14 protein-coding genes and 2 pseudogenes are annotated in these 11,864 nt (G+C 54.9%); 11 read left to right on the forward strand and 5 right to left on the reverse strand.

The window, feature by feature from the left end:
• The 4 genes from N6P30_RS23595 to N6P30_RS23610 form a co-directional block, all read left to right on the forward strand.
• Positions 1–761: fertility inhibition protein FinO (locus N6P30_RS23595; RefSeq protein ID WP_260629988.1), on the forward strand; the 761-nt coding region annotated here is incomplete at its 5' end.
• On the forward strand, positions 754–1,545 hold the full coding sequence (locus N6P30_RS23600) for a DsbA family protein (protein WP_016247521.1): 792 nt from the start codon (positions 754–756) through the stop codon (positions 1,543–1,545). The genes N6P30_RS23595 and N6P30_RS23600, both read left to right, overlap by 8 nt.
• A gap of 147 nt (positions 1,546–1,692) precedes the next feature.
• Positions 1,693–2,238: a phospholipase D family protein gene (locus N6P30_RS23605; RefSeq protein WP_008324931.1), complete on the forward strand. Its 546-nt coding sequence runs from the start codon at positions 1,693–1,695 to the stop codon at positions 2,236–2,238.
• Positions 2,239–2,389: 151 nt separating this feature from the next.
• Positions 2,390–2,668 carry a replication regulatory protein RepA gene (locus N6P30_RS23610; RefSeq protein ID WP_008324932.1) on the forward strand — a complete coding sequence of 93 codons (279 nt, stop codon included), beginning with the start codon at positions 2,390–2,392 and terminating at the stop codon, positions 2,666–2,668.
• Positions 2,669–2,703: 35 nt separating this feature from the next.
• Here the strand turns inward: N6P30_RS23610 and N6P30_RS24600 are convergent.
• Positions 2,704–2,807 (reverse strand): annotated as a pseudogene (locus tag N6P30_RS24600) (replication protein RepA).
• 79 nt (positions 2,808–2,886) lie between these two features.
• Here N6P30_RS24600 and tap point away from each other — a divergent pair.
• The 7 genes from tap (at position 2,887) to N6P30_RS23650 (ending at position 8,883) form a co-directional block, all read left to right on the forward strand.
• A complete protein-coding gene (tap, locus tag N6P30_RS23620; RefSeq protein ID WP_011201829.1) occupies positions 2,887–2,964 on the forward strand; it encodes a RepA leader peptide Tap in 78 nt (25 codons plus the stop codon).
• Positions 2,945–3,820 carry an incFII family plasmid replication initiator RepA gene (gene repA, locus N6P30_RS23625; RefSeq protein WP_024191793.1) on the forward strand — a complete coding sequence of 292 codons (876 nt, stop codon included), beginning with the start codon at positions 2,945–2,947 and terminating at the stop codon, positions 3,818–3,820. Before tap ends, repA begins: the two co-directional genes overlap by 20 nt.
• Positions 3,821–4,808: 988 nt before the next feature.
• Positions 4,809–5,681, forward strand: a complete 873-nt coding sequence (locus N6P30_RS23630) for a hypothetical protein (RefSeq protein ID WP_260629989.1) — start codon at positions 4,809–4,811, stop codon at positions 5,679–5,681.
• Between the two features lie 75 nt (positions 5,682–5,756).
• Positions 5,757–6,134: an IS66-like element accessory protein TnpA gene (tnpA, locus tag N6P30_RS23635; protein ID WP_004118218.1), complete on the forward strand. Its 378-nt coding sequence runs from the start codon at positions 5,757–5,759 to the stop codon at positions 6,132–6,134.
• Positions 6,131–6,478: an IS66 family insertion sequence element accessory protein TnpB gene (gene tnpB, locus N6P30_RS23640; protein ID WP_004114612.1), complete on the forward strand. Its 348-nt coding sequence runs from the start codon at positions 6,131–6,133 to the stop codon at positions 6,476–6,478. The genes tnpA and tnpB overlap by 4 nt, the downstream gene beginning before the upstream one ends.
• Before the next feature lie 49 nt (positions 6,479–6,527).
• Complete coding sequence (gene tnpC / locus N6P30_RS23645; RefSeq protein WP_025714981.1) at positions 6,528–8,066, forward strand: IS66 family transposase; 1,539 nt, start codon at positions 6,528–6,530, stop codon at positions 8,064–8,066.
• Positions 8,067–8,283: 217 nt separating this feature from the next.
• Positions 8,284–8,883, forward strand: a complete 600-nt coding sequence (locus N6P30_RS23650) for a DUF2913 family protein (protein WP_032637323.1) — start codon at positions 8,284–8,286, stop codon at positions 8,881–8,883.
• A 310-nt stretch (positions 8,884–9,193) separates the two neighbouring features.
• Here the strand turns inward: N6P30_RS23650 and N6P30_RS23655 are convergent.
• From N6P30_RS23655 to N6P30_RS23670, 4 genes and pseudogenes are all read right to left on the reverse strand, one after another.
• A pseudogene (locus N6P30_RS23655) lies at positions 9,194–9,411 on the reverse strand (type II toxin-antitoxin system RelE family toxin).
• A complete protein-coding gene (locus N6P30_RS23660; RefSeq protein WP_000104338.1) occupies positions 9,401–9,655 on the reverse strand; it encodes a type II toxin-antitoxin system RelB/DinJ family antitoxin in 255 nt (84 codons plus the stop codon). The pseudogene N6P30_RS23655 and the gene N6P30_RS23660 overlap by 11 nt, the downstream one beginning before the upstream one ends.
• A 156-nt stretch (positions 9,656–9,811) precedes the next feature.
• Positions 9,812–10,522 carry a tyrosine-type recombinase/integrase gene (locus N6P30_RS23665; RefSeq protein ID WP_032637325.1) on the reverse strand — a complete coding sequence of 237 codons (711 nt, stop codon included), beginning with the start codon at positions 10,520–10,522 and terminating at the stop codon, positions 9,812–9,814.
• 86 nt (positions 10,523–10,608) lie between these two features.
• Complete coding sequence (locus N6P30_RS23670; protein WP_225828835.1) at positions 10,609–11,142, reverse strand: hypothetical protein; 534 nt, start codon at positions 11,140–11,142, stop codon at positions 10,609–10,611.
• Positions 11,143–11,864 lie beyond the last annotated feature (722 nt).

An 11,864-nucleotide genomic window follows, 5' to 3' on the forward strand; every position in this document is an offset into this window, starting at 1 on the left:
GTCAGGGGAGTATACGTGAAACAGATTTATCCGGAGGCAGGATGACAGAGCAGGGGCGCCCCACGCTGACGCTGCGCCGCAAAGCGGAGCCAGAAGGTCAGCGTGCCGTAAGCAACAGTGAACCGGACGGTGCGGGTCCGGGCCGGGTCACGCGTAAAAAGACCGTGGTGGTGAACACGACGCCTGCCTGGAAGGTCAGGAAGCAGGCGGTGGATGAGAGCGCGAAAAAGGCGCAGGCGGACGAGAAGGCCGCCAGAAAAGCAGAGAAAGCCCGGCAGTGGGCTGAGCGACAGGCCCAGGAGAGGGAGGCCATGCGGGCGGCCAGGCGCAAACCTGCCCCGGAACCGGTGTACCGGAAGGTCATGCCGCTTGCGGACGCGCTCGCGCTCCTGAAGCGTTGCTGGCCAGCCCTGGTGACGGACGGCCAGCCGCAGCTCCTGGCGGTCAACATCCGGGAGGCAATGGTCAATGACATTCGCCGGCGCGGGCTGGAGATTTCCGTGAAGACGCTGAAACGCTGCCTTGCCGCCGTCACCCGCTCGGATGCGTATCTGGGCGCCATGACGGTGGGCGCGTGGCGTAAAAACCTTGCCGGTGAACCGGTCGCAGCGGTGAGTGCGGAGGAGGCGGCGTATGCCGTGGAGCGCAGGGCTCAGGAGCACGCTAAACGACAGCGCAGGGCGGTCAGAAGCGTCGCCACCCGTGCACGGAACGAACTGATAACAACCGAGAAGAGAAAAACACAGGATGAACATGAATAAAACCCTTTCAGTCATGCTTGCCGCAGGCCTTCTGGTCTCCGGCGTGGCGGGGGCAGCAGAGAAACCTGCCGTTGCCTTTACCCCGGAACAGGAAGCCCGCATTGGTGAAATCGCGAAAGACTACCTGCTGGCTCATCCGGAAGTGCTGGTTGAGGTCAGCCAGAAGCTGCAGGCCCAACAGCAGGAGAAGCAGCAGCAGGCGATGACGGCCGCCGTGGTTCAGAATCAGGCAGCGCTGCTGAACGATAAAGGCACACCATCATATGGTCCTGCTGATGCGAAAGTGACGGTCGTTGAATTCTTTGATTACCAGTGCATCTACTGTGCCCGCCTGGCGCCGGAACTGGAGAAGGTAATAAAAGCTAACCCGGACGTGCGCTTTGTGTTCAAGGAATTCCCGATATTTGGCCAGCGCTGGCCGACGTCGCTCAGTGCGGCGAAAACCGGGCTTCAGATCTGGAAGCAGAAGGGGGCCGATGCTTACCTTAACTATCACAACGCGATTTACGCTACCGCCCACAACGAGGGTAAGCTGACCGATGCTGATATCAGCGCGGCCGCAAAAGCCGTGAAGTTCGATGCGAAAACAGCCCCAGATGTTCAGGGGACCCTGGATGGCATAAACACACTTGCGCAGCAGCTGGGCTTCAGCGGTACCCCGGCCCTGGTGGTTCTCCCGTCAGCCGGCGCCAGTGCTGATAACGTGACGGTTATTCCGGGATACACCAGCGCGGAGGCCCTGCAGCAGGCCATCAGTCATGCTGCCGGTGATACCAAAAAATAATCAGGCGTCCGCCAACTGATACCGCTAAAAGAGACTGACGCCTTCGCCGTGCTCAGTTGTCCAACCCCGGAGAAGGGTAAAAGCAAGTTTTCCCCGTCTCCGGCGTTTCTGGTTAACACATCCGAACAGTATTTCTGAGGTTATTTAATGCGTAAGTTCACCTTTCGCCAGCTGGCCGTGTCCGGTCTGGTATGTCTTTCGCTGAGCTGTATTCAGCCCGCAGCAGCGGCATCCTCCGTTCAGGTCGGCTTTTCACCTGAAGGCAGCGCGTTGCAGCTGGTCCTTAAGACGATTGAGTCAGCACAGCAGGAAATTCGGCTGATGGGCTACTCATTTACGTCTCCGGAGGTGGTTAGTGCGCTTGTCAGGGCAAAACGTCGTGGTGTGGATGTGAAGATAGTGCTTGATGAAAAGGGCAACCGGAGCAAAGCCAGCCAGGCGGCGATGAACATCGTGGTGAACGCGGGAATTCCGCTGCGCACCAACGGTCGCTACGCCATCATGCATGACAAAGTCATTATTGTTGATAATCATACAGTTGAGGCTGGTAGCTTTAACTACACTCGCTCTGCTGCATCGCGGAATAGCGAGAATGTGCTGGTTATTAATGAGGTGCCGGAAGTGGCACAAACCTACCTTCAGCACTGGCAGTCGCGCTGGGACGGAGGAACGGACTGGCATTCTTCATACTAAGTCGCATCGTCATTTGATCCGCAATCTACATCTATCCTGGTGAACCATGCGCCAACATGGCTCACACCTTCGCGTAAAGTTAAGTCGCTGATTTCAGATATCTGTAGTATTCTCTGCAAACGATCCAAGTTTGATCCTTGAGGAGGCAGAGATGTCGCAGATCGAAAATGCAGTAACTTCCTCATCGAAAGAAAAGCGTTCTTACCGAAAAGGTAAGCCGATGTCGGCGAGTGAAAGACAGCTTGCCGCGATTGCGCGTAAACGTGAAACACATAAAGAAGTGAAGGTTTTTGTTAAAAATCCTCTTAAAGATTGGATGATTACGATCTGTGAAGAGGAAGGGCTCACTCAAGCTCAGTTTATTGAGACCTTACTCGAACGTGAACTTTCTGAACGCGGCGTTCTCGATGTAAAGACTTCACATTCTTGAACGTTTTCTCATTGGATGCTAGATTACTGATCGTTTTAGTGAATTCTTGGTTGGCCACGCCATAAGGTGGCAGGGAACTGGTTCTGATGAGGTGTCTACCCGGGACCAGAAAAGCAAAAACCCCGATAATCTTCACCAGGTTTGGCGACTAAGAGAAGATTAACGGGGCCTACTTAAACTGTATAGAAGCTGTTGCTCTATGCAGGGAGTATAGTTTTATGCTCAGAAAACTGCAATACCCGTTTCTGTGCCATTTACTCCTTCCGTGCAACATAAGTGCGGGAAGGTGTGACTGACGCCCAGACCCTGTTCTCCCATTACCGTCAGGTCAAAAACCCGAACCCGGCATTCACGCCGCGTGAAGGCAAAAAGACACTGCCGTTCTGTCGTAAGCTGATGGCGAAAGCCGAAGGCTTCACGTCCCGTTTTGACTTTTCCATCCATGTGGCGTTCTTACGCTCGCTGGGTAAACGTCACCGGATGCCGCCACTGTTGCGCCGCCGGGCCATCGATGCCCTGCTCCAGGGGCTGTGTTTCCACTATGACCCGCTGGCCAACCGCGTTCAGCGCTCCATCACCAATCTGGCCATCGAGTGCGGTCTCGCCACCGAGTCGAAAAGCGGTAATCTGTCCATCACCCGCGCCACGCGGGCGCTGACGTTTATGGCGGAGCTGGGGCTGATTACCTATCAGACCGAGTATGACCCGCAGATTGGCTGCAATATCCCGACCGATATCACCTTCACGCCGGCACTGTTCTCCGCGCTCGACGTCTCTGACGTGGCCGTTGTGGCCGCGAGGCGCAGCCGTGTGGAATGGGAGAATCAGCAGCGTAAGAAGCAGAACCTGAAGCCGCTGGAGATGGACGAGCTGATAGCGAAGGCCTGGCGGTTTGTGCGCGAACGGTTCCGCAGCTACCAGTCCGAACGTAAACAGCATGGCCTGAAGCGCGCCCGCGCCCGACGTGACGCGGACAGAGCCCGTAAGGACATTGTGACGCTGGTGAAACAGCAGCTGACGCGTGACTACGCCAAAGGGCGTTTCGTCGGCGACAGGGATGCTCTCCAGCGTGAGCTGGAGCGGCGCGTGAAAGAGCGCATGCTGATGTCGCGTGGTAACAACTACACGCGGCTGGCCACCGTCCCCATATAACCCTTCCTGTGTGAAAAATCCGGCTGGCGCCGGAGGGTTTCGCACGTCTGCAGTCCATCGTTGACGGTTTTCTGCACGAAATGACGGCCGTCCTTCCTGACATTCACCCCATTCCGCCATCAGAATGGCCAGAAATTGCATCAGAGTGGCCACATCTCGTCGCCAGATTCAGTTACCCACAAATAACTGCAAGGGACCTTTCCATAAGGTTACAACCGTTATGCTTACAGAGCGCCAGCCGACCTGATTTCAAAGTGCGTGGTTTCCTTTAAAAACCTGCTCTATACTTCTTTTAAATATCTTTTATTTCATTCATATAAATATATAACCTGTTCGTCGCCTGACCTGTGGACAGGCTCCTGAAAATGCCCGCCCTTGCAGCGGACTCACGTCCGCGCCGGTTCGGCAACTGCCTAAAGTAGCTCCCATCGCTACGCGACGGGCCCCGGCACGGCACATATAGTTACAACATTCAAAATACTCACTCAAAAGCAGGAACAGTGCCTGCCTGAACCCTCACAGCCCCTCCCCACCACTGAAAAGCGAGGCCGCCCCGGGCCGAAGGCCCGGAACAACGTCGCTTTTAATGATGGATGTTGTAACTAGGATTCTGAGTAACTGTAAGTAGTATCGCTGACCGTTATTGAGTACACGCCCGTAAGCGGCCCTGACGGCCCGCTAACGCGGAGATACGCCCCGACTACGGCTTCGCCTTGTCGTGACCACTCCGACAGCGCACACAAGCTTCTGTATCGCTTTTAGCGGGTTTTGGTCTGGCAGGGAGAAGGGATAGATTGGTGGAACCTATCAACAATGTAACCGGCTCCGCCGGGCTACGGCGCCATTCACTCACTGAGCCATATTCAACACCCGCTGGCGCCTCCATGACGCTTCGCGTCATTCAGTGGACCGGCTGCGCACTGCTCGCCAGTCCGGTAAGCATGTGATATAAACAGTTATGTTTATAAACACTTCTGTGGATATCGTTATGCTGCTGACCGACTACATTGACAGCGTGTACGGAACGGCGCGCGGAAACCGGGCGCGTTTCCTGAAGGACAATCCGGATATCCTTCCCCAGGAGCTGAGCCGCTGGCTTAAGGCAGGCCTGAAAATCAGACCAGAGACCGGCGAAATCTACAAGCCCGTATCACGCCGCGTCAGAATACCGTCAGCGGTGGCAGCCGGGGCGGGCGTCTTTCTCTCTGACGACCTGCGTGAACGTGTTGCGTCACTGGCCACCGCGCAGAACGTGACAAGTGATGCCATGCTGAATGCCCTGGTGGAGCGCGAGGAACTGTGTCGTAAACTGTCCCTTCAGACGGAGAATGGTGACGCCGTACCGGAACAGCAGATTGCCGGCATTGTCAGCCGGTCCTTTTCAGCGCTGTCTGAGCGCAGTGAAACCGGGGCCTGGCACAGGGCGCTGGAGGTGCTGGTCCGGGAACTGACGGAATCTGGCCTGCTGTCATTCCATACCGGTAATATTGCCGAGAGCCGTCGCCTGAACATCCCCCGCACCGCGTATTACTGGTACGGCGGTTTCGTGGCAAAACGCGTGGCCATGATGCTGGGCTGCTACGATATCTACCTGTGGAACGAAATGATGCGCCCGGACAGCGATGTGGTCTTTGTGGGGGATGCGCGCAACGTCGTCGCCTGCTACTTCATCTGCCAGCAGATGTGCCGCCTGCTGAAAGCCGTGCGGCTGAGCTGGCGTAAGCAGCAGGGCGCGTGGGGGAGTCGGGCTGAGCTGGATGAGGCTGCGCACCGGTATACGCAGCGGCTGGCGGAGGGGATAATGGATAACGGTATTTTTATTGGTGGCGACGAGCAGAACTCTTGTAAGCGTACAGCGTGAACCGTCTGGTCATAATCTGAAGCATCCGACAAAGTGGTGTCCACCAAATAAGTAGTGGGAACCAAAGTGTCAGATATGCAGAAAAATATGACTCCCGGCAGGCGTAAAGGCTGCCCTAATTATTCTCCTGAGTTTAAACAGCAACTCGTTGCTGCCTCCTGCGAACCCGGGATATCCATCTCAAAACTGGCGCTTGAAAATGGCATTAATGCCAATCTGCTCTTTAAATGGCGCCAGCAGTGGCGCGAGGGAAAGCTGCTATTACCTTCCTCTGAGAGTCCTCAGTTACTTCCTGTGACTCTCGATGCCACCGCCGTACAACCAGAACCGCCCGCTGAGGACTCAGAGCTCAGCATCAGCTGTGAGGTAACGTTCCGGCACGGGACACTCCGCCTCAACGGCACGGTCAGCGAAAAGCTTCTGACTCTGCTGATACAGGAACTGAAGCGATGATCCCGCTACCAACAGGCACCAAAATCTGGCTGGTTGCCGGTATTACCGATATGAGAAACGGCTTCAACGGGCTGGCTGCAAAAGTGCAGACGGCGCTGAAAGACGAACCGATGTCCGGCCATGTCTTCATCTTCCGGGGCCGCAGCGGCAGTCAGGTTAAACTTCTGTGGTCCACCGGCGACGGGCTGTGCCTGCTGACCAAACGGCTGGAGCGCGGGCGCTTCGCCTGGCCGTCAGCTCGCGATGGCAAAGTGTTCCTGACCCCGGCGCAGCTGGCAATGCTGCTGGAAGGCATCGACTGGCGACAGCCGAAGCGGTTGCTGACCTCCCTGACCATGCTGTAGGCTTCTTTATCCTGGTTGTCGCAGAATAAGCCTGGTAAAATGCTGGCTTATGAATGACATCTCTTCTGACGACATCCTTCTGCTGAAACAGCGCCTTGCCGAACAGGAAGCGCTGAACCGTGCCCTGCTGGAAAAGCTGGCAGACCGGGAGCGCGAAATAGACCATCTGCAGGCGCAGCTGGATAAACTTCGCCGGATGAACTTCGGCAGCCGTTCCGAAAAAGTCTCCCGCCGTATCGCACAAATGGAAGCCGATCTGAACCGGCTTCAGAAAGAGAGCGATACGCTGACCGGTCGGGTGGATGACCCGGCAGTACAGCGCACTCTGCGTCAGACCCGCACCCGCAAACCGTTCCCCGAATCACTCCCCCGCGATGAAAAACGCCTGCGGCCAGCGGGTTCCTGCTGCCCGGAGTGTGGTGGTGCGCTGAGTTACCTGGGTGAGGATGCCGCTGAACAGCTGGAGCTGATGCGCAGCGCCTTCCGGGTGATCCGGACCGTACGGGAAAAACATGCCTGCACAAAATGTGATGCCATCGTGCAGGCCCCCGCGCCTTCGCGCCCCATTGAGCGGGGTATCGCCGGACCGGGGCTGATGGCCCGCGTGCTGACCACAAAGTATGCAGAGCACACACCGCTGTATCGTCAGTCTGAAATATACGGTCGCCAGGGCGTGGAACTGAGCCGTTCACTGCTGTCGGGCTGGGTGGATGCATGCTGCCGGCTGCTGTCCCCGCTGGAGGAGGCGCTTCAGGACTATGTCCTGACTGACGGTAAACTCCATGCCGATGATACCCCGGTCCAGGTGCTGTTGCCGGGCAATAAGAAGACGAAGACCGGGCGGTTGTGGACGTATGTTCGTGATGACCGCAACGCCGGGTCAGCGCTGGCACCGGCGGTGTGGTTCGCCTACAGCCCCGACAGAAAAGGCATCCATCCGCAGACCCATCTTGCGGGGTTCAGCGGTGTGCTACAGGCGGATGCGTACGCCGGGTTCAACGAGCTGTACCGCGATGGCCGGATAACGGAAGCCGCCTGCTGGGCTCACGCCCGCCGTAAAATCCACGATGTGCACGTTCGCACGCCGTCAGCCCTGACGGAGGAAGCCCTGAAGCGTATCGGCGAACTGTATGCCGTGGAGGCGGAAATAAGAGGAATGCTGGCGGAACAACGGCTTGCTGAACGTCAGCGGAAAACGAAACCGCTGCTTAGTACCCTGGAAAGCTGGTTGCGTGAAAAAATGAAAACGCTGTCGCGACACTCGGAGCTGGCAAAGGCGTTCACGTACACCCTGAACCAGTGGCCGGCCCTGACGTACTATGCAGAAAACGGCTGGGCCGAAGCCGATAATAACATCGCTGAAAATGCGCTGCGGATGGTCAGTCTGGGTCGTAAAAACTGGTTGTTCTTCGGCTCAGACCACGGTGGTGAGCGGGGAGCGTTGCTGTACAGTCTGATCGGGACGTGCAAACTGAACGGCGTGGATCCAGAAAGCTACCTTCGCCATGTCCTTGACGTCATAGCTGACTGGCCGGTCAACCGGGTCAGCGAGCTGCTACCCTGGCGCATCACACTGCCAACTGAATAACACATCCCCGTCAATACGGTTCTCGCTGTACGCTTACGAACTCTTACCGGCTGTACGATTATGCGGAAAAACATTATGCATGGGCCATGCGCTGAGCGGATGCAGACGGTTCCGGATGCCACTTTGTTGCTGTTCCGGTTAAAATACTCTCAGTATGACAGTAAGCGGGAACCCGACAGAATTTTGTGGACAGAATAAAGAAGGAAAAGAGCACTCAGTGACGTTGACAGAAAAATCGGGCCATCTGGCATGGTGTGCCCTGGTGGCGCTTGCGCTGGCCAGACAGAACGGCGATGCGCTGTCACCGGCACAGGAAAATCTCTTTCTCACCCGCTGGCTGGCGGCCGCGCTGAAGCAACGGCGTTTTTCGCGTGATGTGGCGCCCGATATCGAGTGGCTTCTGAAACAGGGACGCCAGCTGGGCGTCAGCGCGAAGCTGGCCAGCAAGCTGAATTACCTCTGGCGCTCCTGCACCGGCGAACTGTCTGAGCAAAACGACCTGTTCCGGCTGACGTATGCCCTGGAAACCGCGAAAGACATGAGCTGGAATTACCGCCTGTTGAGCGATCGGGAATGGTCAGGTCGGTATGCCGTTGCGCTGAACGCCGGCGTGAACGGCATTTATCTCTCGCGGACTAACCTCGACGCGGCGTTTGACGACGATGGGCGACAGATAAATCCGCTGCTGACGCGCCTGACCGGTAATGTCGGGGGCGTGGTAAAGCTGTTTAACCGGTGTGGCTGGCAGGCAGAGTCAGCACAGGATGCCTCCCTGCCACACCAGTTTATGTTGGTAGCCTGCCGGGATGCCGGATAGGTTATCCTGATTACATATGTAATACATTTGTAATCAATCATTAATCACCAAAGCCGCAACACAAGGTGAAGGTATATTGGTTGTAATATACACATGAGGCCACGATAATGTAGTTAAGGATGCAGCAGACTGGTTAATCCAGACATCCCGCTACCAGCGTTCGCTGGTCAGGCCTGGTCCGGTAAAGGCGCTTCTGAATACCAGATATATTTCTGGCGAAACCCACCTCAAGGTGGGTTTTGTTATGTATGAGCGTGATAGTTATTTTTTTTGATATCTTGAATACAAATGCAATACGTTTGTATTTCTTTTATAAAAGACGCTTTCGGGCCGTTTCATAGGCTTTTTCGTCTTCCCGTTTACCTACTGCGACCACCCATATAACAATCTCGTCATCGATAACCTTGTAAATCAAACGAAAACCAGATGCTCTCAGCTTTATTTTAAAGCAGCCAGCCAGATCACCATGCAGTCGGGCTGATTCCATTCCTTAAACGCCCTTTCGTCAAATTCAACATTAAAGGTCATCAACGTTAACCCTGATCCGTCTTGCCGGATTTTTCAGTCTTTCCCGAACCACTGCCAGAATATCAGCGTCTTCATCATCTTCGCTCACCATCACTGAGACTTCAGCAAAGGGGAGTTTTTCGTTCTCTGCGACATACCGCAGGAACAGACGAAGTGCGTCTGAAGGCGACAGATTCAGTTTTTCAAAGGCCTGATAGGCGTCTTTTTTCAGTTCGTCATCAACGCGGATTTGAATTGTGCTCATTGCTCGTACTCCGGTTATATCGTGTACAGTTATTATACAAGCACTACAAATGTAATTACAAGTGTGGTGCGTTTTTTACTAACCAGCAAGTAATGGCCACCACCCTTTTTTGACGGCAGAACACTAAATGAATGACTTGTGTAATACACAAGTATTCTATTTTCGTGTCAGAAGATGGCTGTAATCACGGTGATCCAGCGAAAAAGTGACACCCAGCTGTGGCGCCACGTCCAGCGCAAAAACCTTCAGATACACCTCCGTACTTTCATAGCGTTCATGCCCCATATAGGCCTGGACGACTTTCGGCGGCACGTGGTTGAAAAACAGATGCATGGCAAAACTGTGCCGCAGAGTTTTTGGATTGATGGCCGGGAGCGCAAATTCAATCCCCTCCTCCCGGGCTCTGTCGATCGCCTGTTGCATCCACAGCCAGGCTGTTTTCCTGCTGACGGCAAACAAGGGGCGTCGTCGGCCGGTTCTGAACGTGGCCAGATAGCGGCGAAGCTGATCGACATATGCGGCATCGAGCAGCGGCACTATCCGGGCTATCTTCTCATCCGCTGACGGTCGTCCCCTTCCCCGCTGGCGTTGTTTCAGTGTGCGTAACCGGATGCAGGGGCGTGGACCATCAAGTTGCAAATCCTCGGGTGTGATGGTCAGGGCTTCAGTAATACGGGCTCCGGTATTCCACAGTGTGGCAAAGAGCATACGCTGGCGCTCATCCGGCAGATAATGCAGTAATACGGCAACTTCGGGCGCCAGCAGATATTTAGGGAGATATGGCTGCAGCAGCGCCATACCACGCAGCGCGATGGCTGTTTCATAGTTCGTCGCAGGGACAGGGCTGTTGCCCGCTATCATCAGCATTCTTCCCTCCCCCCTTTCACTTGGTATAATACAGTTAAAATACAAATGTAATCCTTATGAATTACACAAATACCCTCTCAGACCAGTTAAATCGCACCCATGTTTTTCGCCTCAGCCATAAACGTCCCGTGATGGCTTTCTGGGACGACGACCGGGATTGTTCTGCGGTTGTACAGCTGCATCAGCAACAATGTGCGATGGCGGCCGTCCGATACGCCAGAGTGTGTGACTGAAACCTGCGGGTATTCAACTGTGCCTTTCGCGATGTAGGTTTTGATCCTGTGCCACCGGCGCGGGTCAATGCAGAATGCACCGTCACCAAGAACGCTGAGAAAGGCCAGTCCGTCTACTTCAACAATCTTCATCGGCTGATGGCGAAGCGGCTGCGGCAGATAAAACTGCAGGTCCTCAAAAGCCGGGAACGTGAGGCCCGACTCGTCCCGGGGGATGGCCTCAAAGGACGTAAAGGGATACTTCGTCATATAGGTCTGCATAAAGGTGTCCAGGTCTGTCTCAATCCTGGAGAACCATTCTGGTTCAGGTAAAAACGCTTTATCCCGCTCCCGCATCTCTCTGATGCTGTCGCCGAACAGGTCTTCAAGGCTGATGTTAACCTCCATGCTGCACTCCTGTTGCTGAATAAAAACAAAACCACGGCCCGGCAGGAACAACAACATGGGTATCCCGGGGTGGGGAGGTATCATTTTTTGTGTAATTCATTTGTATTACACAGGTGCGCTGTGCAAATTCTGTCGGGTAATACCCCTGCCAGTTATAAATTATTCGCGTAGCGTAATCCCGGCTTTCGTACTTATTCTGACACCTCCGTAGCCCTTATGCCACGGGAATAATTCGCCGCAGCCGTTTCCGTGAGGTAACAAAAATCGAAATATTCGTGTTCTGATACCTGGGTATTTTCAGCCAGGTGCCGGGAGAGTCGGAGAAAAAATGCCCTGTTCTGCCGTGGAACCGGACAGGGTGCGGGCCGGAAGCGAAAAGTTGCCTGAGGCAGGCCGGTGAAACACTCTGCCTGTTTCGTTACATCGACGGGAATGAATGCGTTCAGGCGAAAAAAAAACCGCCTTCAGAGGCGGTTTTTGAAAGGTATGGCCCTAACCAGTCCGGGACAAAACCACAGTCAAGCAGGAGAGAGCCGTTTTTTTCGGTACGATACGCCGCAGGTTCTGCAACGTATTCAAATGCGCTAATATACGGTAATTATAACACTACACAGAAAGGACGCAACAGCATGAGGATTGATGTTCGCCTGAGACGTAACGGCCTTTCCCCACGTCAGTTATTTTTCATTGAATGCTGGGGAAGTCTTGCGCATAAAGAAAGG

This window comes from Enterobacter sp. PL1, assembly GCF_945957325.1.
In the GTDB taxonomy this organism is placed as follows: domain Bacteria; phylum Pseudomonadota; class Gammaproteobacteria; order Enterobacterales; family Enterobacteriaceae; genus Enterobacter; species Enterobacter roggenkampii.